This is a genomic window from Sulfurimonas hydrogeniphila, assembly GCF_009068765.1.
Taxonomy (GTDB): domain Bacteria; phylum Campylobacterota; class Campylobacteria; order Campylobacterales; family Sulfurimonadaceae; genus Sulfurimonas; species Sulfurimonas hydrogeniphila.
Genome location: NZ_CP035534.1, coordinates 71715 through 98024, shown reverse-complemented (window position 1 = coordinate 98024; position 26310 = coordinate 71715). Strand labels below are relative to the sequence as shown.

The 26310-nt window shown below is 38.4% G+C and carries 26 protein-coding genes; 16 read left to right on the top strand and 10 right to left on the bottom strand.

Annotated elements, in window-relative coordinates; genetic code table 11:
- Nucleotides 1-2 precede the first annotated feature (2 nt).
- Nucleotides 3-443, bottom strand: a complete 441-nt coding sequence (locus ETP70_RS00495; RefSeq protein WP_151899332.1) for an HvfX family Cu-binding RiPP maturation protein — start codon at nucleotides 441-443, stop codon at nucleotides 3-5.
- A gap of 162 nt (nucleotides 444-605) precedes the next feature.
- Nucleotides 606-890 (bottom strand): hypothetical protein, encoded by a 285-nt coding sequence (locus ETP70_RS00490; RefSeq protein WP_151899331.1) that lies wholly within the window; start codon nucleotides 888-890, stop codon nucleotides 606-608.
- Between the two features lie 145 nt (nucleotides 891-1035).
- Between ETP70_RS00490 and ETP70_RS00485 the strand changes: the two genes are divergently transcribed.
- Together ETP70_RS00485 and ETP70_RS00480 are read left to right on the top strand one after the other, a co-directional pair.
- Entirely contained in the window at nucleotides 1036-1920 is an 885-nt protein-coding gene (locus ETP70_RS00485) for a DUF234 domain-containing protein (RefSeq protein WP_151899330.1), read from the top strand.
- A 2-nt stretch (nucleotides 1921-1922) separates the two neighbouring features.
- A complete protein-coding gene (locus ETP70_RS00480) occupies nucleotides 1923-2462 on the top strand; it encodes an RBBP9/YdeN family alpha/beta hydrolase (RefSeq protein WP_151899329.1) in 540 nt (179 codons plus the stop codon).
- A 5-nt stretch (nucleotides 2463-2467) separates the two neighbouring features.
- Here the strand turns inward: ETP70_RS00480 and ETP70_RS00475 are convergent, their stop codons facing one another.
- A complete protein-coding gene (locus ETP70_RS00475; protein ID WP_151899328.1) occupies nucleotides 2468-2695 on the bottom strand; it encodes a hypothetical protein in 228 nt (75 codons plus the stop codon).
- Between the two features lie 81 nt (nucleotides 2696-2776).
- Between ETP70_RS00475 and ETP70_RS00470 the strand changes: the two genes are divergently transcribed.
- Entirely contained in the window at nucleotides 2777-4609 is a 1833-nt protein-coding gene (locus tag ETP70_RS00470; protein WP_151899327.1) for an ABC-F family ATP-binding cassette domain-containing protein, read from the top strand.
- On the opposite strand, the gene dbpA is transcribed toward ETP70_RS00470, so the two are convergent.
- Entirely contained in the window at nucleotides 4606-5964 is a 1359-nt protein-coding gene (gene dbpA / locus ETP70_RS00465; protein ID WP_151899326.1) for an ATP-dependent RNA helicase DbpA, read from the bottom strand. The two genes, ETP70_RS00470 and dbpA, sit on opposite strands and share 4 nt — an antisense overlap.
- A gap of 27 nt (nucleotides 5965-5991) precedes the next feature.
- On the bottom strand, nucleotides 5992-6651 hold the full coding sequence (locus ETP70_RS00460; RefSeq protein ID WP_151899325.1) for a response regulator transcription factor: 660 nt from the start codon (nucleotides 6649-6651) through the stop codon (nucleotides 5992-5994).
- Nucleotides 6652-6747: 96 nt separating this feature from the next.
- Here ETP70_RS00460 and ETP70_RS00455 point away from each other — a divergent pair, with 96 nt between their 5' ends.
- The 5 genes from ETP70_RS00455 to ETP70_RS00435 are packed head-to-tail and all read left to right on the top strand — an operon-like array spanning nucleotide 6748 to nucleotide 14545.
- On the top strand, nucleotides 6748-8724 hold the full coding sequence (locus tag ETP70_RS00455) for an EAL domain-containing response regulator (RefSeq protein ID WP_151899324.1): 1977 nt from the start codon (nucleotides 6748-6750) through the stop codon (nucleotides 8722-8724).
- Complete coding sequence (locus tag ETP70_RS00450; RefSeq protein ID WP_151899323.1) at nucleotides 8721-10271, top strand: ATP-binding response regulator; 1551 nt, start codon at nucleotides 8721-8723, stop codon at nucleotides 10269-10271. Before ETP70_RS00455 ends, ETP70_RS00450 begins: the two co-directional genes overlap by 4 nt.
- A complete protein-coding gene (locus ETP70_RS00445) occupies nucleotides 10258-11871 on the top strand; it encodes an ATP-binding protein (protein ID WP_188110008.1) in 1614 nt (537 codons plus the stop codon). Before ETP70_RS00450 ends, ETP70_RS00445 begins: the two co-directional genes overlap by 14 nt.
- Entirely contained in the window at nucleotides 11872-12837 is a 966-nt protein-coding gene (locus tag ETP70_RS00440; protein ID WP_151899321.1) for a two-component system response regulator, read from the top strand.
- Entirely contained in the window at nucleotides 12830-14545 is a 1716-nt protein-coding gene (locus ETP70_RS00435; RefSeq protein ID WP_188110007.1) for an ATP-binding protein, read from the top strand. Before ETP70_RS00440 ends, ETP70_RS00435 begins: the two co-directional genes overlap by 8 nt.
- Here the strand turns inward: ETP70_RS00435 and ETP70_RS00430 are convergent.
- Nucleotides 14532-15311, bottom strand: a complete 780-nt coding sequence (locus ETP70_RS00430) for a TrmH family RNA methyltransferase (protein ID WP_151899319.1) — start codon at nucleotides 15309-15311, stop codon at nucleotides 14532-14534. The two genes, ETP70_RS00435 and ETP70_RS00430, sit on opposite strands and share 14 nt — an antisense overlap.
- Before the next feature lie 26 nt (nucleotides 15312-15337).
- Between ETP70_RS00430 and ETP70_RS00425 the strand changes: the two genes are divergently transcribed.
- Nucleotides 15338-15991, top strand: coding sequence for a response regulator transcription factor (locus tag ETP70_RS00425; RefSeq protein ID WP_151899318.1), 654 nt, complete (start codon nucleotides 15338-15340; stop codon nucleotides 15989-15991).
- Entirely contained in the window at nucleotides 15984-17126 is a 1143-nt protein-coding gene (locus ETP70_RS00420; RefSeq protein ID WP_151899317.1) for a sensor histidine kinase, read from the top strand. Before ETP70_RS00425 ends, ETP70_RS00420 begins: the two co-directional genes overlap by 8 nt.
- Here ETP70_RS00420 and ETP70_RS00415 read toward each other — a convergent pair.
- The 4 genes from ETP70_RS00415 to ETP70_RS00400 all read right to left on the bottom strand — a co-directional run bounded on the left by ETP70_RS00415 (nucleotide 17123) and on the right by ETP70_RS00400 (nucleotide 21769).
- A complete protein-coding gene (locus ETP70_RS00415) occupies nucleotides 17123-18727 on the bottom strand; it encodes a sensor domain-containing protein (RefSeq protein WP_151899316.1) in 1605 nt (534 codons plus the stop codon). The two genes, ETP70_RS00420 and ETP70_RS00415, sit on opposite strands and share 4 nt — an antisense overlap.
- Nucleotides 18724-19323, bottom strand: a complete 600-nt coding sequence (locus ETP70_RS00410; RefSeq protein WP_151899315.1) for a 2OG-Fe(II) oxygenase — start codon at nucleotides 19321-19323, stop codon at nucleotides 18724-18726. The genes ETP70_RS00415 and ETP70_RS00410 overlap by 4 nt, the downstream gene beginning before the upstream one ends.
- Nucleotides 19324-19379: 56 nt before the next feature.
- The gene (locus tag ETP70_RS00405; protein WP_151899314.1) at nucleotides 19380-20360 is read right to left on the bottom strand and encodes an iron-sulfur cluster assembly scaffold protein; all 981 of its coding nucleotides are present in this window, start codon (nucleotides 20358-20360) and stop codon (nucleotides 19380-19382) included.
- Between the two features lie 185 nt (nucleotides 20361-20545).
- Nucleotides 20546-21769: a NifS family cysteine desulfurase gene (locus ETP70_RS00400; RefSeq protein WP_151899313.1), complete on the bottom strand. Its 1224-nt coding sequence runs from the start codon at nucleotides 21767-21769 to the stop codon at nucleotides 20546-20548.
- Between the two features lie 178 nt (nucleotides 21770-21947).
- On the opposite strand from ETP70_RS00400, the gene ETP70_RS00395 reads away from it, so the two are divergent.
- From ETP70_RS00395 to ETP70_RS00370, 6 genes are all read left to right on the top strand, one after another.
- Nucleotides 21948-22451 (top strand): hypothetical protein, encoded by a 504-nt coding sequence (locus ETP70_RS00395; RefSeq protein ID WP_151899312.1) that lies wholly within the window; start codon nucleotides 21948-21950, stop codon nucleotides 22449-22451.
- Between the two features lie 75 nt (nucleotides 22452-22526).
- Nucleotides 22527-23786, top strand: coding sequence for a 3-isopropylmalate dehydratase large subunit (gene leuC / locus ETP70_RS00390; RefSeq protein ID WP_151899311.1), 1260 nt, complete (start codon nucleotides 22527-22529; stop codon nucleotides 23784-23786).
- 31 nt (nucleotides 23787-23817) lie between these two features.
- The gene (locus tag ETP70_RS00385) at nucleotides 23818-24942 is read left to right on the top strand and encodes an OmpA family protein (RefSeq protein WP_151899310.1); all 1125 of its coding nucleotides are present in this window, start codon (nucleotides 23818-23820) and stop codon (nucleotides 24940-24942) included.
- Nucleotides 24943-25524, top strand: a complete 582-nt coding sequence (gene mobA, locus ETP70_RS00380; protein WP_151899309.1) for a molybdenum cofactor guanylyltransferase MobA — start codon at nucleotides 24943-24945, stop codon at nucleotides 25522-25524.
- A 51-nt stretch (nucleotides 25525-25575) separates the two neighbouring features.
- Nucleotides 25576-26046 (top strand): cyclic pyranopterin monophosphate synthase MoaC, encoded by a 471-nt coding sequence (gene moaC, locus ETP70_RS00375; RefSeq protein WP_151899308.1) that lies wholly within the window; start codon nucleotides 25576-25578, stop codon nucleotides 26044-26046.
- Nucleotides 26027-26302, top strand: a complete 276-nt coding sequence (locus ETP70_RS00370; RefSeq protein ID WP_151899307.1) for an HP0495 family protein — start codon at nucleotides 26027-26029, stop codon at nucleotides 26300-26302. Before moaC ends, ETP70_RS00370 begins: the two co-directional genes overlap by 20 nt.
- The last annotated feature ends 8 nt before the right edge of the window (nucleotides 26303-26310 follow it).

Genomic DNA, 26310 nt, shown 5'->3' with positions numbered 1-26310 from the left:
GTTTAATTTTTTTCTCCAAAAACAAGTCTGTCCAATGAAAATTTTCCTGCACCAAAAGATAAGAAAAGAAATAAAAATGCCATATAATAGAGTGGGATTTCAAAACCGTTATCACCTGCTGCAAAGCCGTTATGCAGATGGACAGTGACTATGGCCACAATCATTATGATAATCAAAGGAATAGAAATGAGTCTCGTAAAAAATCCTAATGTCAACAACACAACCCCTGTTATTTCTGTACTGGCGGCCATGTAGGCATTCAGTGTCGGAAACGGAATACCCATTGAGCCAAACCACTCTGCAACAGACTTCATATCATTCCATTTCATCATTGCCGGTTCATAAAAACCGTATGCTACCAAGAGTCTTGCAAAAAGCAGACTTAACGGCTGCAGATATTCTCCTAAACGTGAAAACTCAAGATATACCTTTTTCAAATTCATAACAAACTCCTTAAGTTGTATGAAAAATTTTACTGCTTTTGTGTGTAATAAGTGTGTATAATCAGGAAAATTTAATGTTTTTTGGAAGAGAGCGTGTTTTTATGCAAGAGCGTATACGATAATATTCATATAACAGAGGAGGCCTCTGTTATAAAATGCCCGCTAGTTAGCGCCGCACTTTCCTTTGCCGCACTTCATACCGCCTTTTTTCTTTTCCTGCATCTCTTTCTTTTCTTTCATCTCTTTCATGGCAGCACCGCATTTCATGCCCGCTTTTTTCATACCGGCACCGCATTTGGAATCACCCTCTTTTTTCATTGGCTTGTCCATTGAAGATCCGCATTTTCCTGCACCGCATTTCATATCGCCTGCACTCAGTGAAACTGCACCGAGTCCTGTAAAAAGAGCCGCGCCCAAAAGTAAAGCTGTAAGATTTAACCTGTTCATATTGTTATCCTTTGATATTTTAAGTTAGAACAATTGTAGCATAAAATATATTACAATTATTACATTAAAAAATTATACATTTTAAATGTGTAGTATCTGTGTAGTGATTATTTAGTGTATAATTTTATAAAAAAAGGCATTCGCTGTGATTTCAGAAAAACAGACACTCAAAGAAGCATTCAAAATATTTTACAAAGAGCATCCAGGCAAGAGTTTTGAAGATTTGCTGGAAAAATTTGCAATCTTCGGCGGTGTAGGATGGGGCGAGATAGATACATCAAAGCCTTCCTATGAGCTTATAGAGAAACTCATACTCAAAGACTATCACTACATTCGCAATGATATCAGTGAGATTACGGGTGGAGCCCCGCTGTATCATGCACTTTTGAGTGCCATTGCCATGGGTGACGGCAAAACACATGCAAGCTACAAGCGGGCAAAACTTGAAAAAGAAGTCGGAGACAAAGCAGTAGAGGAGCTTGCAGCAAGAGGGATTATACGTGTCCAAAAGCCCAAAAAAGAGTTTACCTCCTGGGAAAATGATGAAAAACTTGACAACAAACTCTACTTTACAACACCATTTTTACGTTTTTGGTTTGCATTCGTCTCTCCGCTTTTTAAAGGGATTCGTGACGGCGACTACAGCGAAGTTAAAAAACGCTGGCAAAACAGAGAAGCGGAGTTTGCCAATCTGATTTTTACCCAGCTCTCCCATGAGCTTCTCAAAGATATTTTTGCAAAAGAGGACCCTGTTGAAGAGATTTCAGGCTACTGGGATAAAGAAGCAGAGTTTGACATCTTTGCCAAAACAGAATCAGGCAAGACAGTTGTCGGCAGTACAAAATATACAAATACAAAAATCAAAAAGAGTGAACTTACTCGCCTGCAGGAGCTTGCAAAAAAAGCAGGCATTCATGCAGATATATTTGTCATTGTCTCAAAAAAGGGTTTTTCCAGTGAACTTAAAGCTTTGAAAGGACAAAATCTGCGTCTGTTAACACTGAAAAACTTTGCCAGACTGGTAGAATAGTCATGGCCAAGAAAGTATTGCTGCTGCATGGCTGGGGAGGAAGCGATTATCCGCACTGGCAAAGCTGGCTTGCGGGAGAGACTGCCAAAGAATACGGCTGTGTCAATTTTTTAAAGTTTTCAAATTTTGATACGCCAAAACTTGCTGTCTGGATGCAGGAGCTTGAATCTGCTCTTGCAGATTTCAAACCAGATATCGTCATCTGCCACTCGCTCGCAAATACCTTATGGTTTCATCTGTGCAATACAAAAAAAATACCCGAAATAGAGAAATTGTACCTTGTCGCACCGCCGAGTCTTACATGTAAGATAAAAGAACTTGAGGAATTTTTTCCGGTATCGACACCGGCTCAGCTGTTTGCAAAAGAGACCCTGCTTATTGCCTCTACAAATGACCCTTATATGAGTCTGGATGAAGCAAAAGAATTACAGAAAACTTTACATGTAAAGATAAAAATACTCAACAATGCAGGGCATATCAATACAGACAGCGGATATGGAAAATGGGAATGGATGCGCAAAGAGCTGCAAACTGTTTTATAGCTCTCTTACGCGTAAATATCCAACGACTTTGACTGAGTAACGCTCGGCTTTACTTCACTCTTCAACGATGTCTCCAAAACCTGTGCTTTTTGCAAAGTTTCATTGCTCGCCTTGAGCAATGAGGATGTATCACTTTGTGATGAAGAGGAATCTTTGAGTGAACTCGGATCCAGTCTCCCAACCTGAACAGGACTCGGATAAGGTGACTGGAATGTATACTGCGCAATATTCATATCGTCCTCTCTTAAGCTGTTTTTCCCAATTATAGCACAAAGCATGTAAAAATTTAATAGACAAGAGTGTAAAATACCTTTATGATTCAATTAACAAATATTTCAAAATCTTTTACCACCCAAGAACTTTTTTCAAACCTCAGCCTCAAACTCAACTCCGGCAACCGTCTCGGGCTTGTAGGACGTAACGGCAGCGGGAAATCGACCCTTTTTAAAATAATTACCGGTGAGGAAGAAGCCGATGAGGGTGAGATTCTCCTGCCAAAAAACTACCGTATCGGCATACTCAAACAACACTTGAGTTTCAGTGAAAAAACACTGGGAGAAGAAGCGGCACTCGCTCTTGGCGAAGAGATGCAGTATGATACCTACAGAGTGGAAAAAATCCTTTTCGGGCTTGGATTTACTGCAGAGGATTTGCAAAAAGACCCGCTCTCTTTCTCTGGCGGTTACCAGATACGCATCAATCTCGCAAAACTTTTGGTCACTGAGCCAAATTTACTGCTTCTGGACGAACCGACAAACTATCTCGATATTGTCTCGCTGCGCTGGTTGCAGACATTTTTAAGAAGTTTTGAGGGAGAGGTTATCCTTATTACCCATGACAGAAATTTCATGGACGGAGTATGCACACATACCGCAGGCATTGTACGAAAAAACATCAGACTTGTCGAGGGAAATACACACAAGTTTTATGCCCAGCTTGCAAGCGATGACGAACTGCACCAGAAACAAAAGCTCTCTCAGGACAGAAAAGTAAAAGAGCTTGAAGAGTTCATCGCCAAAAACAAAGCACGTGCCTCTACGGCCTCGCTTGCACAGTCCAAAGTAAAACAGCTGCAAAAGATGGACAGGCTTGAAGATTTAAACACGGATGCCTCGCTTGCATTTCGATTTAATTACAAAGATACGCCTGCCAAAGTATTGCTTGATGTCAAAAATTTAAGCTTTGGCTACACAGCAGATAAAATACTTTTTAAAGATATCAGCTTCACACTTGCAAAAGGCGAAACCCTGGGCATCATCGGAAAAAACGGCAAAGGGAAATCAACCCTTTTAAACACCATTGCAGGGGAACTCAAACAAAACAGCGGGGAGGTTATCTGCAACACCGCAACTGAAGCTGCCCACTTTGGACAGACAAACATCGCCCATTTAAACCCTGACAATACCGTCATGGATGAAATCTACAATGCCAATGTAAACTTAAGTGAAGCAAAAGTCAGAAGTATCTGCGGGGCGATGCTCTTTAGCGGTGAACACGCCGAGAAAAAAATCTCCCTGCTTTCAGGCGGAGAAAAAAGCCGCGTAATGCTGGGACAGATAATTGCCAAAGATGTCAATCTCCTGCTTTTGGATGAACCGACAAACCACCTTGATATGCAAAGTATTGAAGCCCTTACAAATGCCATCAATGCGTTTGAAGGCTCAAGCATCATTGTGACCCACTCCGAAGAGTTACTGCGCCGTGTATGTGACCGACTCATCATCTTTGCAAAAGATGGCGCTGAATATTTTGACGGCGGGTACGACGACTTTTTAGAAAAAATCGGCTGGGATGAGGAAGAGCAGGAAGAAAAAACGAAAACAGTACCAAAATCAAATCACAAAGAAAACAAAAAACTGCGTGCCGAACTTATACGGGAGCGGAACAAACTTGCTTCCCCGCTCAAGAAACAAGTCGAAAATCTCGAAAACACAATAATGGAACTTGAAGATACACTTACATGTAAACATGAAGAGCTTATAGAAGCATCCAATGCAGGTGACAGCGCCACGCTCATGGAACTTTCAAAAACTGTTTCGGAGATGGAAAAGCAGGTAGAAGAGATGTTTGAAAAACTTGAAGAAGAACAAACCAAACTTGATACAATTTTAGAAGAGTATACTTTAAAGATAGAAGAAGTAAGCTAAAGCACCCAGACGCTGAATTTTCTGTTTTTGATTTTTCCGTTTTTGAGCTTTTTGTGCGCTTCGTCTATCAAAGAATTTTCAATTGCCACATAACTTTGTCTGTCGTACAAATCAATTTTACCGATGCTTTTTCCCTGCAGTCCGGCATCACCTGTTAAGGCTCCGAGTATATCACCGGCACGGATTTTATCCTTTTTGCCGCCTTCTATGACCAAAGTCACGAACTCTGGTTTCATTTCAAAACCCTGCTCTTTTTTAAGCACAGAGACATCTAAAAATTGATGTTTTTCATCATTTTCATATGGTTCAAGCTTTTGTGCCTCATACTCGTTATACAACGTAATTGCAATGCCCTCTGCCCCTGCCCTTGCGGTACGTCCTATACGGTGCGTATATGTTTCTTGGGTATGGGGCAGGTCATAATTGACAACCATGCTTAGCTCTTTTATGTCAAGCCCGCGGGCTGCCACATCAGTTGCCACCAAAACGGGACAGGATTTGTTGGCAAACTGTACCAGCACGTCATTTCTTTCATACTGTTCCAAATCGCCGTGAATTGCCAGTGCGTCTATTTTGTTCCGCACCAAAGACTCTGCAAGCTCTTTTGCTTCAACTTTTGTATTTGTAAAGACGATTACATTTTGCGGTTTATAGGTAGAAAATATACGAATGAGTGTTTCTGTTTTATGCTCTGTTTGATAAAACTCCTGCTTTATTTTATTTTCTATTTCCTGTGCTGTTGTCTTTACATGTAAAGCATTGCTTTGAAGTTTTTTGCTGATTGCTAAAATTTCATCATCATAAGTGGCGGAAAAAAGCAGCGTCTGTCTTTGCTTGGGCACAAAAGAAAGCACAGCATCTATCTCTTCTATAAACCCCATATCAAGCATTCTGTCTGCTTCATCAAAAACAAGAGTCTTGAGATTGCTCAGATCCAGACTCTCTTTTTGCAAGTGCTTTAAAACACGCCCGGGTGTTCCCACGACAACATGTGCCTGATGTGCCAAAGAGCCAAGCTGTCTGCCAAAAGACTCTCCTCCTGTGAGCATCAAAATTTTAATATTATGCTGAAACCGTGCAAGACGGCGCAGCTCTTTGGCAACCTGATCGGCAAGTTCACGGGTCGGGCACAATACCAAAGACTGCACACGAAACTTTTTCACATCCAGATGATGCAACAGTCCTATACCAAAAGCAGCTGTTTTCCCGCTGCCTGTTTTAGCCTGTGCAATAACATCACGTCCTTCCAATACAGCAGGAAGTGCCTGAGCCTGAATGGCAGTCATCTGTGTGTAACCGAGTGATTCTATAGTCTGAAGCATTTTTGGAGAAAGCGGAAGTGTAGTAAAGTTCATTGAGTAGTTTCTTTTTTGTAATTATAGCTAAAATGTCAATTTATAGCCAACACCGTACTCCGTTTTAAGATACTGGGCTTTTGTTCCGGTATCGCCTATTTTTTTACGAATATTTTTTATATGGTTATCCAAAGAACGGTGCGAACTGATAGAGGAGAGGGCATTGACAAGTTTTTCCCTCTGCATAACACTGTTTTTGTTTTTGATAAGCAAGGAGAGGAGTTCAAACTCAATAGTCGTCAGATCAAGCTGTTTTTGTTGAAAATAGACATGATTGTTTTTTATTTCAAAGATTTTTTTTTCGTCTTCTGTTTTAATCGCACTGTTTTTTCCAAGCTGTAGCCATATTCTAGCCTCAAGTTCTTCAAGATCCAAAGGTTTTGTCATATAGTCACTCGCTCCGTATCTAAAAGCCAAAAGTTTTTTCTGTGTATCACTGTAGGCACTTGTCACAATAATCGGCACAGAAGAGTGATTTTTAAGACTTTTCAAGACTTCAAACCCGTCAAAATCAGGCAGATTTATATCAAGTAATACAAGATCAAACGGCTCATTTTTTACTTTTGCCACACCATCAGTCGCCGTAAATACAGCCTCAACAAAAAACCCGCAGTCACTCAAATATTCGAAAATAAGTTCCGAAGAGAGTTCATCATCTTCTACAAGTAATATTTTGCCCTTTTGCATGTGTTTTCCCAGTTAAATACAGATTTAACAGATTTTAGTGTAATTTTGCTTAGATTTGTATTTTAAAATTATAAATCTGTTTTAAAGGGTGTTGTTATGATTGAAATCCAAGAAGTCACTAAGTATTCGCAGAGTTTAAAAGTCTTGTATGTTGAGGATGACATTGATGCAAGAGAGATTACAACGATGCTTTTGGAGGATTTTTTCGATACTATCATTGTCGCACAAAACGGGCAGGAGGGCTTGGAAAAATTTCAAAAAGAGTCTATAGATATCATTATTACAGATATAAATATGCCCCACATGAACGGCCTGGAAATGGCAAAAAAAATAAGAGCCATTAACAAAGAAGTCCCTATTATCATACTTTCAGCCCATAACGAAGAGGACTTTTTTCTCCAGAGCATACAAATCGGCATTAACGGTTACCTTTTAAAACCCATTGATATGAAACAGCTCTCCAGTACCATCTTTCAGGTAACACAAAGATACAAATATGCACTGCAGGCCAAACAGAATCTTCATCTCCTCAAAGAGTATCAAGAAGCAACAAACAACAGCGCTATCGTTTCCAAAACAGATACAGCAGGCATCATCACCTATGTCAATGATGCTTTTTGTGAAATTTCCGGATATACAAAAGAGGAACTTATCGGAAAAAATCACAACATTATACGCCACCCGGACAATCCCAAATCAATTTTTCAAGAAATGTGGGATACCATAAAAAATAAAAAAAAGATTTGGAAAGGCAGCATAAGAAACAGAACGAAAAACGGAAAAAGTTACTATCTTGATGCAACAGTAAAACCGATTCTTGATTTAGAGGGAAACATTCTTGAGTATATTTCATTGCGGCACGATATTACAGACATTATGCATCCGCTCAAACAACTCAAAAACGAACTCAAAAATGCCCATGATCCTTTACTGGTTTATATCAAACTTGAAGACTATGATGATCTTGAGGATTTTTATGATACAAATACGCTCTATATTCTTGAGCAAAAAGCACGAATATATCTACAGAATACTTTTGCAAAAAAATACAGTTTTGACAAAATATATCAATTGCAAAACGGAGAATATGCTTTTATACTTGATGCCAAAGAACACACCGACAATATAACATTATTTGTACAGGAGTTACAGGCACTGCAACAGCAGGTCCGCGATGATACCATTGCTTTTGAAGATCTTGAGTATGATATTGCAATTTTACTCACTTTCGCCTATGAAAATGACAAACTTTACGAATCGGTAAAACTCGGCATGAAAAAGCTTGTAAAAGAGAAGCAGCGTTTTTTACTTGCCAATAATTTTGCCTCCCATGAGCAGAGAAAAGCACAAGAGAATATAAGAACAGTGCATATGATTAAGGATGCCATTCGAAGTTCAAAAATTATTTCTTACTTTCAGCCCATCATCAACAACAACACACAGAAAATAGAAAAATATGAGTCCCTGGTGCGGCTGGTCAAAGAAGACGGTACAGTGCTCTCACCTTACTTTTTTCTGGAAACTGCCAAAAGAAGTAATTATTATCTCAAAATCACGAATATCGTCTTAGAACACTCTTTTACTGTTTTACGCCATTGTGAGGCAGATATCTCCATCAATCTTTCTGCCCTGGATATTGAACTGCTGAGTATGCGCAAAAAAATTCTCTCCCTTTTACAAAAATACAAAGAGAGTGCCCACAGAATAGTTTTTGAGTTGCTTGAAGACGAACGGATCAAAGACTTTGAAACCGTCAAACAATTCATTGCAGAGATAAAGCAATACGGGGTGAAAATTGCCATTGATGATTTTGGAGCCGGATATTCCAACTTTGAAAGACTTTTAGAGTATCAGCCGGATATTCTCAAGATAGACGGGTGCCTGATACGCGATATAGAAACAAGCACCTACTCCCTTTCTGCAGTAAAAAGTATCGTTACTTTCGCAAAAGAGCAGAAACTGCAAACTGTTGCAGAGTTTATTGAAAATGAAGCCATTTTTCAGATAGTCAAAAAGCTTGGAATTGACTTTTCTCAAGGATACTATTTTGGAAAACCGGAGCCGTTGTTATGAAAAATATTTTAGTAATAGAAGATTCCCGTACCATAAACAATCTCATAAAAAAAGAGCTGACACTTCTTGGTTTTGAGATCTCACAGGCCCATACACTTGCCGAGGCAAAAGAGTTTTTGACGACACTGAAGTTTCAGCTTATCATTTTAGATTTACATCTGCCTGACGGAGAAGGTTCTGAGCTCATAGCCCATATACAGTCTTTGACAAAAACAAAAGTTATTGTCCTGACATCTTCTCAAGATGCAGATCTTCGCGAAGAACTGTTTCAGTACGGTATACTTGATTACATTATCAAAGATACCAATTTTTTATACTCTATTTCTGAAATAGTAAAAATAATTCACACAATCAGTACAAAAAAGAGAGATAAAATTTTGGTAGTCGATGATTCCCGATTTATCTGCAAACAGATCAAAACAGTTCTTGAACCCAGAAACTATAATGTGCACACAGCGATGAAAGCAAAAACAGCCTTTGAAAAGCTCAAAAAAGAGGAGTATAATCTTATCATTCTGGATATGGAGCTCCCGGATATCCACGGCCTGGAATTTTTAAAACTTTTACGTAAAGACAGCCGGTTTTTGTCTATTCCCATTATTGTACTTTCGGGAACTTCCACGCCGGATATTATTCGGGATGTATTAAAAAACGGAGCCAATGATTTTCTAAAAAAGCCTTATGTGTTTGAAGAGTTTATCCTCAAAGTCGACCTGTGGATAGATTACTTCAAAAAAGAGAAAGAGTTGGCAGAAGCAAACTTTCAGCTCAAATACACAAATGACAACCTTGAACGCCTTGTTTATGAAGAGGTTGAAAAAAACAGAAAAAAAGATGAAATTATGTTCACCCAGTCCCGCCATGCCCAAATGGGTGAAATGATAGCCATGATTGCCCACCAGTGGAGACAACCGCTCAATGCTATGGCAACGGCGGCAATCGTACTTGAACTCAAAGCGCAAAATGACAAACTTAATGCAGAAGAAGCAAAAAAAATCTCTGAAAAACTGCAAAACTATATCAACTATTTAAGTCATACTATTGATGACTTTCGAAACTTTTTTAAACCGCAAAAAGAAAAAAAAGTGACAGATTTTGAAAAAATTCTTCGTACTGTCACTGCTTTGGTTCAACACAGTCTCGAACAAAAAAATATACATTTTGAAAAAAAGACTACTGCACCCCAACAGTTTTTGGCCTTTGAAAATGAACTTGTACAGGTTGTGTTAAATATTATAAAAAATGCGCAGGATGCCTTAGTCCAAAACAACATTAGGCATCCGAAAATCACTTTGAAGATTGACAAAAACAGCTTACATATCATCGATAATGCAGGAGGCATTCCTTCACATATACAAGACAAAATTTTTCAGCCCTATTTTTCTACAAAAACAGAAAAAAACGGAACAGGCCTCGGTCTCTATATGTCAAGAATGATTATAGAAAAACACAGCGGAGGAAATCTTTCTGTCAAAAACACAAAAGAGGGTGCCGAATTTATTATAGAAATGCCTGTTTATGAAGGAGAAGAGAATGATACGCAATAGTCTCCTTATTTTTCTTCTTGCTTTTTTATACTATGCAAGCGGAACACTCAGCCTCAGTCTTTTAAGCGGAAACTCGATTATCAATGTCGGACTTTTTGCAGCAGAAGGCATTGCTTTGGCATTTGCCCTGTATTTCGGCAAAAAAGTTCTCCCGGGGATTTTTCTTGGACAGTTTTTCTTAGCCCTTGGCAATGAAATCTCATTTGCGGTATCACTCAGCATTGCTCTTATAAATACAGCCGAAGCCTACCTGGCTGTTGTTTTATTTAAAAAATTTCATCTCCGTGTCAGCCTTGAAAAATTTCGTGATATTTTTGGATTGGTTTTGCTGATATTTTTTGTATTGCAGCCTTTGAGTGCTTTACTTTCAAACACCGTACTGCTTATGGCACATTATATTTCTATTGAAAAGTTTTCGCTCTATCTTTTTTCATGGTGGTTTGGCAATGTAATGGGGCAGTTGGTTTTTACACCCTTTTTACTCCTCCTTTTTACAAACTTTCAAAAAATCCAATGGAAAGAATTTTTTCTCTGCGCAGGGCTGTTTGGTGCCTATGTGTATATACTCCAGATAGTATTTGGCATTGAAAACAGTTTTCTTCTTTTGAGCTTAACACTTCCTGTTGTCGCTCTCGCGAGTGCATACAAAGGCTTGGTATACGGAACTTTTTTCAATGTACTTGTAGCTCTCATTGCATCCTATACGGTTTATCTGGATATTGGGGCGTTTACTCTCAACAACCATATAGACAATGTCATCAACTACAACCTTTTTATTCTGGTCCATGTCTCTGTAATCCTCACCATCGGAATGCTTGTTGAAGAGAGAAAGAGATACACGAAAACACTTGAAGAAACCATTGCCAAAGAAGTAAAAAAAAGCCAAGAACAGCAATTATTTCTCTACCAGCAAAGCAGACTTGCCCAAATGGGAGAGATGATTAGCATGATAGCCCACCAGTGGAGACAACCCCTGAATAATCTTGCCCTCATCAACCAACTGACAATTTCAAAACATGCCAAAGGAAAACTTGATGACAAGGCAATAGAGTATTTTAAAAGCCACTCTAAAAAACAGATAGATTTAATGTCTGACACTATAGATAATTTTAAAAACTTTTTCAAACAGGAAGATCAGATATATGCCTTTTCTCTTAAGGATGCTATCAATGAAGTTTTAAATATTACGGCCGATATTTTTAAGAATGAAGGAATTTTCATTGAATTTAATGCCGCACAGGATTATGAACTCTTTGCAAATCCAAATGCCCTGAACCAGGTTCTTTTAAATATTCTCAACAATGCGAAAGATGCTCTGCTGCAAACAACACAAAATGAAAAAAAGATACAGATAACACTTGAAGATACCGGCACAGAGCTACTCCTTGCCATACAGGATAATGCCGGGGGAATTGACGAAGCCATAAAAGACAAAATCTTTGACCCTTACTTCTCAACAAAACAGGAAAAAAACGGAACAGGTCTGGGTTTGTATATGGCAAAAATGGTCTTGCAGGAACAGTTACATGCTACAATAGAAGTTTTCAATACCCACGAGGGAGCCAACTTTGTTATCCGTCTGCCAAAAGGAAAAAAATAAATGAACTTAAAGAATTTTACACTTTTGTATGTTGAAGATGACATGCAGGCACAGGAACATATGAAGATGCTTTTAGCGGATGATTTCAAAGCATTTTACCAGGCATTTGACGCAGAAGAGGCTTTAGCTGTCTATAAAGAAAAAAAACCTGATATTATTTTATCAGATATTGTGCTTCCCCACTCAGATGGACTGACACTTTCCAAAGAAATTAAAAAAATCGACAAATGGCAACCGATTGTCATTCTCTCTGCATTTGATGAAAGAGAAAAACTGCTTGAAGCGATCAATACAGGTATAGACTATTTTATTCCAAAACCGGTTGACATAGAAATGCTCTATGACAGACTCCACGCTATTGCCAGGAATCTTCAAAATGACATAGATGCCAAAAAGGCAAAAGAAAAAGAGCTCGAGGTCTTGTATGCGCTTGCACATTACGACACATTGACACAGGTTGCAAACAAACATCTCTTTAGTGTCAAACTCAATGAAACTGTAAATAAAGCACAACACTCCCATGAAAACTTTACTCTTTTTTTTATTGATTTGGACAATTTTAAAAGTATTAATGATCAATACGGACACTCAGCAGGAGATGCAGTGCTGCAGTCTGTCGCGCAAAATATAAAAAAAGTTATTCGCATCGAAGACACCTTTGCCCGCATAGGAGGTGATGAATTTGCTTTAATTGTAGAAAGTGTAAAAAGGATCTCTGATACAAAGAGTCTTACCGAGAAAATTATACAGGCTGTAAGCACTCCTGTAGTATTTCAAAAGTATACATTTCACATTACATGCAGTATAGGCATAGCAGTTTACCCAATACAGGGCAGCTCAAAAGAGGCACTTTTACACAGTGCAGATATGGCAATGTATGCAGCAAAGAAAGAGGCAAAATCTCATTTTAAACTCGGCGATTCTTCTACAGCACCCACAACTCAAGAGCGGAGTTCAGATGTATAAAAAAAGCTATCTCTTTTTCATTGCCTTTGTAATCCTCTTGAGTTTTTTTCTCCTCATGCAGCTTAAAGAGCTCTCAAAACCTCAACAGATAACAACAAAAAATTTCTTAAATCAAAAAGAAAAAACATGGCTGCGTACTTTAAAGAAGCCCCTGACTGTCGGTATTACCAACATTCCAAACCAGGTTATTATATCTCCTGATGGCAAAACTGCCGGTTTTTCTTTGGATCTTTTTCATCTCCTTGAACAGGAGTTGGGTATCTCTTTTAAATACATCTCTTTTCCTACATGGCATGCATTAATGGACGCTGCAAAAAAAGGGAAAATCGATATAGTTTTTGCAGCGCAAAAAACTCAGGAACGTCTGGGGTATCTGGATTTTACAGATGTTATTCTCACACAGCAAAACAAAATCATCACGCAGCGTGACAATTTTTTGGTTTCTGATATTGAGTCACTGCAGGCAAAGAGTGTTGCACTTGTTGACAAAAGTGCAATTTTTGCATACATTCAAAACAAATATCCCTCTATTGTGATAAAACCCTGCGAAACAGAGCTCAAAGCCCTGCAGGCTGTAGCAGCAGGAACAGCAGAGGCAACCATCAGTGAACCTGTGAGAGCGAGCTACTATATGAGTCAGTATAATATTCAAAACCTGCGGGTTGCCGGTGATTTGGACTACCTTTATCAACTTCGTATAGCAAGCCAAAGCAGTCTGCCTGTGCTTAATGTTATTTTAAGTAAAGCGGTGACCAATTTACCCCAACAGGAGTTGCAGTCTCTTTACCTGAAATGGGGCTATATTAAAGAAAAAGAGCGTTATTTCGATAAGCAGACACTTATTTATTTAGCCATTGCCTTTGGAATTATTTTACCATTTTCTATTTACCTTTATTTCATAAACCTCTCGCTCGAACACGAAGTAAAAAGAAGAAAAGATGCCCAAGACAAACTACGAGCACTCAATCAAAACCTTCAGCAGCAGGTCAGACAAGAAGTAGAAAAACAGAGAGAACAGGAATTACACATGCTGCAGCAGAACAGACTGGCACAGATGGGGAATATGATGAATATGATTGCGCATCAATGGAAACAACCACTCAATGCACTTTCTATGCTTATGCAAACAGTCAGGCACAAGTACAAACAGTCTAAACTCAATGATGATTTTATTGAGTATTTTGACAAAAATGCAAAAAAACAACTCCAGGAAATGACAAAAGTCACAAACGATTTTATGCACTACTTTCGGCCAAAAGACAAGTTGGAATTTTCTATAGATGAAATTATCACTCACAGTATCAATCTTGTAAAACCGGTATTTCAGGCAAAGAATATCTCCATTACCTATGAAAACAAAAATACAAAAACACTTACAATGCAAAGTGATATTCTCGGACAAGTGATCATTAATATTTTAAACAATGCCAAAGATGCATTAATTGAAAATAATATTGAAGATAAAAATATATACATTACACTGACACTGCAGCATAATCAGACTGAAATTACAATAGAAGATAACGCAGGAGGTATTCCTCAGGATATTATGAACAAAATTTTTGACCCTTATTTCAGCACAAAAGATGATACTGGAACAGGACTGGGGCTCTATATGAGTAAAATTATCATTGAAAACTACTGTGCGGGCATACTCTGTGTTCGCAATACCGACAAAGGTGCTCTTTTTAGTATTACTGTTTCTTAAGCACAAAGCTATACATAAGAATGGATGCAGCCACACCTACATTAAAACTTTTAATGCCCGCCTGCATCTCTATACTGACAATTTCATCACAGAGATCCAAAATATCCTGTGCGATTCCCTGACCCTCATGTCCCATCAGAAGTACCCATTTGCCGCTTACATGTAAAGAGGACAAGGGAGTGGAATCCTCGGTAACTTCTGCGGCATAGACTCGGTAACCGGCAAATTTTAAAGCAGCAATCGTCTCAAAAATATCTTTATAGACATGTATGCCCAGCCTGTGCGCATAGCCCATAGAGACACGCAGAGCACGCCTGTTAAACGGATGAGGTGAGGATTTTGGCAAAAAATAACTCGTTACGCCAAGTGCGGCAGCACTTCTGGCAATCGAGCCTACATTTTCACTTGAAGTGATATTATCGAGCATGATGATACGCTCACCTGCCCCCTCTAAAGTAATATCATCAGGACGTATGCCGTGTGCCATGCAGTTATGATGTATCTTATGCCCGACAATCCTGCTCATCTCCTCTTTCGTTGTGAGATAGACTTTGGGAATATTTTTTGACTGCACAAGAGGCATAAATTCATCATAATACTCCTGCGTTGCAAGTATACTTTTTATCTCCAAATCACTCTCAAGCAAAAGATTGACGACTTTCGGACTGTCAGCTATAAAACTTCTGTCACTCCGAAAAGCATTCTCTCTGAGTTCTTTGTAAATCTGCAGTTCATCTGTATTAATATTATCAATTTTTATAATCATTTCATTATTTTAGGATAAAATAACTTATGAACATACTTTTAATGGAAGATGACCCTGTTTTGTCCGATATTTTGCTGGATTTTTTGCGAGAAGAGTGGCATGTGGATTATGCTTACAATGCGCAGGAAGTCTATGTACATCTTGAAAACTCCAAATATGACCTGTTTATATTTGATATCAATGTGATGGGTCAAGACGGCATAGACCTCCTCAGAGAACTCCGAGCTTTCAGCAACAAAACCCCCACTGTTTTTATCACCGCCTACAGAGATACAAAACACCTGCAGCGTGCTTTTGACGCCGGTGCGCATGATTACATTAAAAAACCTTTTGAACTTGAAGAACTGCATGCCAGAATACTCAGCATCAAAAGAGTTTTCAATATTGAAAATAACAAGTTTATCATCCTGGATGACGAAACTCTATTTTACCCTGTGCAAAAAACAGTACATGCAAACAACAAAAAAATCTCTCTCACTGCCAAAGATACACTGCTCTTATCCTATTTTTTAAAAAACAGATCCCGCCTCATTACCAACGAAGAACTTGTGCAGAATATCTGGAACTTTGATTCGCTGCCCAGTGATGCTACGCTTCGTTCGCACATCAGAACACTCAGAGAAATTATAGGCAAAGAAAAAATAAAAACTGTTCGAGGGGAAGGGTATATTTTTGAATAAAATAACAAAAAAATCCTTCTACTCTTTTCTCTCTCTTTATCTTCTTAGCTCTTTTATGTTTTTGTCTTTGGCGGCTTACTGGTTTTACACATCTCAGGTAGCCATGGAAAAAAATGCCAATTTTTACAAAATGAACCACATCGCTGACATTGTCAGTGCCAAAGTCATTGATGCCCATATGCACCATAAAAAATTCAAACTTGATGCGTTTCAAAAAGAAGCTATCGCCCTTTTTGATGCACAAAAACACCTGTTATACGGGAGAGTTGTCCAAGCGGTTGATTTTTCAAAAGATTTTTACATGAAAGATGATATTTTCACTCTCATCACCCAAAGGACAGCCGGACATTTACATGTAAAGTACATTGTTGTACAAAGTGACGAGTGTGTAAAAAATATAGAAGTGATAAAAAACAAGATTGCCTATGCTGTCATTATTACAGCTTTTCTCATCATTGTCATCGCCGTCTTTTTATCCTATATTTTTCTCAAACCGCTCAAAGACAAAATGCAGGAGATAGAGGATTTCGTCAAAGACACAACCCATGAATTAAATACACCCATTACAGCAATTATGATGAGTACTTCAAGATTAAAAGCAAAAAAGGAGTATGATGAAAAAACGGTCAAGAACATCTCCATCAGTACAAAACAGCTTTATGACATATATGCATCACTCAGCTTTTTAAGTTTTGACAATGAGAGTGAAGAGGCCGTTTCTCTTCTGTTTGATGAAATTATCAAAGAAGATATTGCTTATTTCAGTGAACTTGTGGAGAAAAAAAATATTACTGTCCAAACCGATTTGCAAAACTGTCCGCTTAAAATAGCACCGACAAAAGCAAAAATGATTATAAACAACCTGCTTGGCAATGCCATAAAATATTCTCATCCCAACACAAAGATAAAAATCACAACCACACACAACTCTTTTGTCATTCAAGATGAAGGCATCGGTATCAAACAAGAAAAACTGCAGGAAATTTTTACCCGTTTTGTACGGGCAAATTCCTATGCCGGCGGATTTGGAGTCGGTTTAAATATTGTCCAGAGTATCATAGAAGAGTATAACTTTCAAATAAACATAGAGTCCAAAGAAAATTTAGGAACCAAAATTACACTTATATTTGTTTAATCTCTCAAATTTTCCTGCGGTTTGCAAAAGTAGTACCCCTGTGAATAGTCAACACCCATTTGATGCAATGTTTCATATGTCTCTTCATCTTTAACAAACTCTGCTATTGTCTTAATCTGCATTTTTTTCGCAAAATGCAAAATACTTTCCAGGGTTGCCATTTCAGCACCACCCTGATGCATATTCAAAACCAGAGAACCGTCAATCTTTATAAAATCTATATCAAGTTTTCCAAGATATGAAAAATTTGAATATCCTGTTCCAAAATCATCAATAGCAATTTTACATCCATACATTTTTACTTTTTTTATAAAATTTGAGACCTCATCAAAATTTTCTATCCCCTCGGATTCCACAATCTCTACAGTTACCCGCTCTCCGCATGCATACTTCTGCAGATTCTCCACCAAAGTCTGCACAACCTCTTGTGATTCTATATCTTCAAGTGTAAAATTGATTGCAAATGAGCACGCTGAATCAGCAAATTTTTGGAATACTTTTTCAAGCATAATCTTTGTCAATTGTGTATAGAGTTTGGCTTTTTTGGCATGTTCTAAAAAAAAGACAGGAGAAATAATCTTCCCGTCTTTTTCCTGTAAGCGGATAAGCGCTTCATATTTAACAATCTCTTGTGTTTTGTTATCTACAATACCCTGATAGTATGGGACAAACCTGTCATTGTCAATCGCATTTTTAATCTTTGTTATTATTTCAAGATTTTCTTTGATACGGTTTTGCAGATCCGGATTTTCATTAAAAAATGTCACTTTTTTGTTTGTTCTTTTGTTGTCTTTTAAGGCAATATGGGAGAATTTGTAAATATCTTTCTTTTTTCCATAGGAGACGCCGCAAGAGAGAAACAGTGAGATGTTCATCCCTTCAAAAGAGTAACTGCTGTTTTGAAGGGTATCCAGAATTGCTGTAATTGCCTGCTTCGTCGTATTGTTTAATGTATGCTCACACAAGATTGCAAATTCATCACCACTTATTCTGTAGACTTTTTTATGGGCCTGCAACAGAGTCTGTGAAAAACTTTTTAGCACCTCATCTCCGACTTCATATCCAAAATAATCATTAATATCTGAAAACCTGTCTATATTGATAAGAACCAAAGAGGCTTTATTCTCTCCGTTTAGCTTTAAATCGTGTAACAATGCCGTTCTGTTTTGCAAACCGGTAAGTTCGTCCATAAACTGATTTTTAATGATTTCATCTTTGTGCACAAGGTCCGTCACATCAATTCTAGCAGCGATATATTCTATAATTTTATCATAGGAGTTCAGAATAGGGGCAATAGTTGACTTTACATAATAGGCCTCTCCGTTCTTTTTTCTGTTTTTAAGCGTACCTTGCCATATTTTTTTATTTTTTATCGTATCCCACATATGTTGATAGATATGTTCCGGGTTGTCGGGATGTTTGATAATGCGATGATTTTTCCCGATCAGTTCATCTTTGGAGTAACCGGAAGCTTCACAAAATTTGTCATTCACATAGGTTATAATGCCATTGACATCCGTTTTGGAGACAATACTGTTATGATCCAAAATCATCTTATACTGCTTGAGTTTCTGAATTTCATCATGATATGGCAAGCTCAAATATTCACTCCTCTTTCATCAACTCTAAACCAACCTGCAATAGAGTATCTCTCTTTCTTGGAAACCAGAACTTCATGAGGAAACTCTTCGCTCAAAAATACAACCAGAGTATTTATAAGAGGCGTAACTGTTTGCATTTGTCTATCATTTTTGTCATACATGACCAGCTCTCCTCCATTTTGAGACGCATACGCTTCGTTAAGATAATAGACAGTCGTAACAACACGGTTTTTTGTACCGCCAAAAGCATCAAGATGTTTTTCGTAAAAATCACCTGCCTGGTATAAAGCAAAATGTGCCTCATAGTATTTAATCCCAAGATAAAGCTGCCGGTTCAAATAATTTTGAAGTCCGTTCATAAAATCCAGGTACCTGGCAGTTGGCTCATTCTCTGCATCTATCCAGTATATTTTATCTTTTCTGCGATTTGTATTGATCGTAGAGTGATGGGAAATTCCCGCCTGTTTGTATTGTCTGATATTTTGTGACATCTGTAAAAGTTGCTTTGCAAGTGCAGGTTCAAACACATTTTCTAAAATAATATAGCCGTTGTCGACCAGGGCATCTGTTATTTTTGAGTAAAGCTTTTTATACATGGAAGTATTGTAGCAAGAAGAAGACTCTCCGTCAAGAGGAGAGTCAGAGAAGAAAATTAGATAGGCAAAACTCTGATTTTGTTAGAAAGTTTTTCTTTTAGTGTTGATTCAATTGCATAGAGTGTACCCGTAGCAGATGAGGCACAACCGTCACATGCACCGAGATAGCGGATATAGATATCAATGTTGTCATCATTCTTTTTAATGTCTATGATTTCCACATTTCCGCCATCCATAATCAGGAACTGTCTGACGCTCTCATCAATGACAGCATCAACAGCTTTGATTTGCTGTACAAGTGTCATCTCTTCAAAATTTCCGCCGCCTGCACTCATCGCATCTGCAGCTGCTTTCATTTTTTCTGCTTCCATCTCTTTGCGAGTCTGCTCTAAAATGTCAACCAGATACCACTCTCTGTCTTCATGACCGCCCGGTTTGATACAAGACTTGCAAAAACCGCCGGCTTTTGTATAGTCTGTAATCTCTTCAACTGTTTTGAGGTCATTCAGTTTAATAACTTCCTGAATCGTTCCGAGTGAAACACGTGCACATTCACATACAATGATTTCATCTTCAAAACTCTCTTCATCTACACCGAGGTACAATGAAGCTGCTTTTTTAATAACATCATATGCCATTACCGAACAGTGCATTTTTTGCGGTGGAACTGCCGGAGTATCCGGATCGTCACGCAGTGCTTTTTCCACATCAATATTTGTAATTTTTACCGCTTCCTGTACTGTTTTACCAATACAAAGCTCTGTCATTACATCACTTGATGCGATAGCCGTACCGCAACCGAATGATTTGAATTTTGAGTTTACAATTTTGTCTGTTTTTGGATCAATTTCCCAGTAGAGTCTTACTGCATCTCCACAACTCTCCGCTCCGAAATCTGCTACGATGAGCTTGTTTCCGTGTGCTTCAGCTTCTTCCGGTGTAATTTCCCCTTGATGCTGGGGATTGTTCATTAATGTAGTTACTTTATTTGAATACGCGTCCCATAGAGACTCGCCTAACATATCTGCTTTTGCCATACTATTCTTCCTTTGATTTATTTCATAAATTTAAGGGAACCTTTTTTATTCCCTCATGTCACGCCAACGCTCGCGCAACCCGTTGCTTTACCATAATGTTTTTCTCTGTAAAATGAAGAGGCTCAGACCGTAGGGAGGATTCGCCCTCGGAATTTTATAGAGAAAAACATGGCAACACTTACTTATTAATGTGCCATGTGGTGAGGAATGTGACACTCCCCGGCTTCGCCGCCCGGAGTCGGTGCTACTTTTGCAAACGAACTCGATATAGCACGAAGTCTTGCCACCGCACTCTTAAAATGCTCTATTGTGTAGTCTATCTCTTCATCTGTTGTAAAACGCGAAAGTGATAGTCTGATACCTGTGTGTGCAAGTTCATTGTCAGCACCGATTGCAAGCATAACAGAGTTCGCTTCCAAATCTTCAGAAGCACATGCTGAACCTGTAGATGCCCCGATTTGACCGTTATTCAAGTCCCAAAGCATCCCTTCGCCCTCAACACCTCTTATGGAAATAAGAATTGTATTTGGTGTACGGTTTTCACGGCTGCCGACAACAAAAGTATCACTGAGCTCCAAAAGTGCATCTTCAAGTCTGTCACGTTTTGCACGAATAGAAGCCATTGTCTTTTCAATGTTTGTTGTAGCAAGTTCGATAGCTTTTCCCATGCCTACTATATAGGGAACATTCAATGTTCCAGAACGACGGTGACCCATCTGCTCTCCACCGTGAAACAGTGGAGTCAAAGGCTGTGAATCTTTAATATAAAGTGCCCCGATACCTTTTGGTCCATGAAATTTATGCGCAGACATGCTTAAAAAATCTACATGTACATCTTGTAGGTCAACAGGAATTTTTCCGACTGCCTGAACAGCATCCGAATGAAAAAGAACCCCTTTTTCTTTACAAATCTCACCAATCTCTTTAATAGGGAAAATCATCCCTGTTTCGTTTGAAGCCCACATAACACTTACAAGTGCGGTTTTGTCCGTGATGAAGCTTTTTACCGTATGTGACTCAACAATACCCTCTTCATTGACAGGAAGGTAAGTTACTTTCACGCCCTGCTCTTCCAGCCATCTGCATGTAGCAAGCACTGAAGGATGTTCAACTTCTGTTGTAATGATATGGTCTTTTTCTCCATTGACAATTTTGTCAAAATAGATGGACTTTAATACCCAGTTGTTTGATTCTGTTGCACATGATGTGAATACGATATCATCATTGTCACTCGCATTGAGTGCTGTATAAACCTGGTCTATTGCTTTTCTCAGGTATGGATGTGATGCTGTACCAAACTTGTGAAGCGAATTGGGATTTCCGTAAATTTCACTAAAGAATGGTTGCATTACTTCTACTACCTGCGGGTCCGTCATTGTAGTAGCGTTATTGTCTAAATAAACTTGCATATTTTTACCTCTTAATTGGGTTATATTTTAAATCAGACTATTTTTGTCTTCTTTTACTTTTGACATCATAATAGTTTTGTCATTATGATTTGCTTAAGCCAAACTGAGTTTACATTTTGTTTAAGAATTCAAACAGCCAATAATAATGTTATAATAACAAATTAACAAGGAAAAAACAATGTGTAATTTTAACAATCTAGACCAAAAGAAAAAAGAGTTTTTACATCTTTTTTTAACAAAAGCAGCCAAAAATATAGGTGGCGTAAACTATTTACTTGCACTCATTGAAGCCATGCGTGCAAAAAAACCGCATCCGCTTATGCAAAAGAACTGCCAAATTGCTTCAAACAATACAATCATAAAATGGAACAAAGTAGTTTTTAAAGACAAAATAGATCTGATTCAAAATATTCTCGTTGCGCACAGAGAGGCTGAAGAAAAAGATTTCAATATCTTACACGGGACAAATTCAAAAGTAAAAAAGAGCATCATCAACATGTCGCGGGCACTTGCACCTTTGAAGTTTGTCATCACTCCCCAAAATCCCAATGACGGAGAAGGTTTCAGTTTTACTGTTTTTGAAACGCTTGAAGATGATGTTATCGTATTTAACCCTGTTTTTATTGCTCTGTTTTTTTATTCAACCGAATTTACTAAAAAAGCCATTAAATATCAAATCTAGCATCTCCTGAAATATCACTTTAAATCTCTTATGTTATAATCGCGAAATTAATTATATTATAAGAGGGTAACCATCATGGGGCAAACTATAACTGAAAAAATATTCTCACAGCATATCGGTCGTGAAGTCAAAGCGGGTGAAATTATCCGTTGCGATATTGATATGGTTATCGGAAACGATATTACTACACCTATTTCTATCAAAGCTTTTGAAGAGAGTGGTGCACAAAAACTGGCAAACCCGGACGGTTTCTCTATCGTTCTTGATCACTTTATCCCGGCAAAAGACATTGCATCAGCGAATCAGGCAAGAATTTCCCGCGATTTTGCAAAAAAACACCAACTCAAAAACTATTTTGATGAAAAGGATATGGGCATCGAGCATGCTTTATTACCGGAAAAAGGGCTGATTGTTCCGGGTGATGTCATCATCGGTGCCGATTCACATACATGTACGCACGGAGCACTCGGTGCATTTTCAACAGGAATGGGTTCAACGGATCTTGCATTTGCTATGATTACCGGCGGAAACTGGTTCAAAGTACCCGAATCTATCAAAGTTGTACTCTCAGGCAAACCCGGAAAATATACAACAGGAAAAGATATTATCCTGGAGATTATCCGTCTTATCGGTGTCGACGGTGCACTCTACAAAACCTTGGAATTTACAGGAAGTACGATTAAACACCTTACGATAGATGACAGATTTTCTATGTGCAATATGGCGATTGAAGCCGGTGCAAAAAACGGTATCGTAGCCTATGATGAGATTACAGCAGAGTTTTTGGCAGATAAAAATTTAGCCCGTGAGCCTCGTATTCACTACTCTGACGAAGATGCCCAGTATGTTCAGGTTTTAGAGATTGATGTTGCAAACCTTGACCCCGTTATTGCCTATCCTTTCTTGCCGTCAAACGGTCACTCTGTCAAAAAAGCGGTCGAAGATAAAATCAAAGTGGACCAGGCTTTTATCGGAAGCTGTACCAACGGCCGGCTTGCTGACCTCAAAGTAGCCGCCGAGATACTCAAAGGACAAAAAGTCCATCCTGATGTCCGTCTCATTGTCACACCGGGAACACAAAAAATCCTGCGTGAAGCAAACCATTTGGGCTATATCGACATCATTGTCGATGCCGGCGGTGTTGTGAGCAATCCTACTTGCGGTGCCTGCCTCGGCGGATACATGGGTATTTTAGGGGACAATGAAGTAGCAATCAGTACGACCAACAGAAACTTTGTCGGTCGTATGGGCAGCCGCTCTTCAAAAGTCTACCTGGCCAACTCAGCCGTTGCCGCCGCATCAGCAATTACAGGGTATATTACAGACCCGAGATAATGATATATTAATAACAAATAAGGAATATTTTATGAAAAAAAGATTTTTGCTACCACTTTTATTGGCAGGGACACTGATTCAAGCGAGCGATTACAAATACGAAATCTCTCCAATGATAGGATACGATATCGCAGAAGGCAATCTTGGCATTAAAGATGACGGCTATTTTACAGGAGGCGTTGAAGTACAATTCAATACTTTAGAAAGTAAAATAAGCCCGGAATTTTCAGTATTTCATTCTCGCGGCGTAGATTATAAGTCAGGTGGAGATACACAAATTACCCGTGGTGCTTTTAATGGCGTGTATACTTTTGAAAAAACACATACCGTCATCCCTTTTGCAAAAATGGGTGTAGGCATTGAAAATATTTCTGATACAAACAGAAATAATGAAACCGGTATGTTTTTAGATGCAGGGGCAGGAGTGAAAATCCCTTTTACTCAAAACTGGGCGCTTAAATTAGAAGCTATTTATATGGCAAAAATTGCTTCAAACAATGCCGGAAATGCTGACAGCAACCTTGTAGGTCTTGTCGGTCTTACTTACTCTTTTGGTGCACAAAAAGCACAAACAACCCCTGAGGTTGTTACAATTGTCGAAGAAAAAGTTATCCTCATAGAAAAACCGGAAGTAGATAGTGACGGTGACGGCATTTATGATGCCCTCGACAAATGTCCAAATACTCCGCCAAACAGTACAGTTGATATAAACGGTTGCAAAATTTCTCTTGATGATGACCATGACGGAGTAGAAAATTCTTTAGACAAATGTCCCAACACTCCTGTAGGAACTCCGGTAAATGTAGATGGATGTCCTCAAACGATTAACTTAGACATTCATTTTGAAAGCAATTCGTATGCAGTCAAGCAAACATCTCTTGCAAAAATAGATGCATTTGCAAACTTTTTGAAAAAATACAAAAACTACAGTGCTGAGATAGTCGGCTATACTGATAGCAGAGGAAGCGAAGCTTATAACAAAAAACTTTCTCAAAAAAGAGCCGATGAAGTAAAAAAACTTCTTGTACAAAAAGGAGTACCTGCTTCAAGACTGACAACGGTAGGAATGGGTGAGCTTAACCCTATTGCAAGTAATAAAACGGCTGAAGGTCGCGCACAAAACAGACGTATTGAAGCAAACTTAACACTCAACTAAATGTTCGATATTCCCTGTGTCATCTTTGCAGGCGGCAAAAGCAGTAGAATGGGAGAGGACAAATCGCTTCTCCCTTTTGCCGGTTTCAGTACCCTGACAGAGTACCAATACGTCAGACTGGGTAAAATTTTTACAAAGGTCTATATCTCCTGCAAAAACAAATCAGTTTTTTCTTTTGATGCGAACTTCATAGAAGATAAAAAAGTTTCTTCTGTTTTCGCTCCTACTCTTGGGTTTGTCACAGTATTTGATACATTCAGTGCAGAAAAAATATTTGTTCTGAGCGTTGACACCCCCTTTGTCTCCCAAAGAGAAATAGAAAAAATCATACTTGCCGACAACTCTGCTTCTGATGCGGTTATTGCCAAAACAGATGAGGGTGCACAGCCCTTATGCGGGATCTATTCCAAAAATTTACAACCAAAATTTTTACAGATGCTTCATGAAAACAATCATAAACTTGGTTCTCTTTTAAAAAATTCCAAAACAAGCTATGTTTATTTTCCTGATTCAAAACCCTTTTTAAATATGAATCACCCTAAAGATTATCAAAAAGCTCTTGAAATTCTCACGCATTATTAACGGCACTTTGCTATAATAGTACAAAATAATTTAACAGAGAGCAGTTTAGTAATGAATTTAACGCATCTTGATGAAAACCAAAGACCTAAAATGGTTGACGTAAGTGATAAGAACAATACAACAAGAGTAGCAATAGCAAGCGGTATCATAAAAATGAGTCAAGATGCCTACGATGCCATAGTCAGCGAAAAGACAAAAAAAGGTCCTGTATTGCAAACAGCCGTTATTGCAGCTATTATGGGGACGAAAAAAACCAGCGAACTCATTCCTATGTGTCATCCTTTAAATTTAAGCGGCATAAACTGTGAGGTAGAAGAACTGACACAGCTTCCCGGATTTAAGCTTACAGTTACTGCGAAACTCACAGGACAGACAGGTGTTGAGATGGAGGCATTAACAGGAGTCAGCATCGGGCTTTTGACAATTTATGACATGGTAAAGGCTATCGACAAAGGAATGGTGATACAGAATGTTCAACTTGAATCTAAATCAGGAGGAAAAAGTGGAGACTTTAAACGATAAACTCAAAGACAAACAATTGGAACTTGAATATCCTTGTAACTGGTGCTATAAAGTCATTGCAAGTGAAAAAGAGGCTCTGCAAAATGCCATAAAAGAGGTCATTGATGAACGCTCACACAAACTTACAGACTCAAACAAGTCTAAAACAGGCAAATATGTCAGCATGAACCTTGATTTACTTGTTCATAACGAAGATGACAGAAAATTTATATATGATGCTTTGAAAAATCATCAAGATATTAAAATGGTACTTTAGGAGTAACC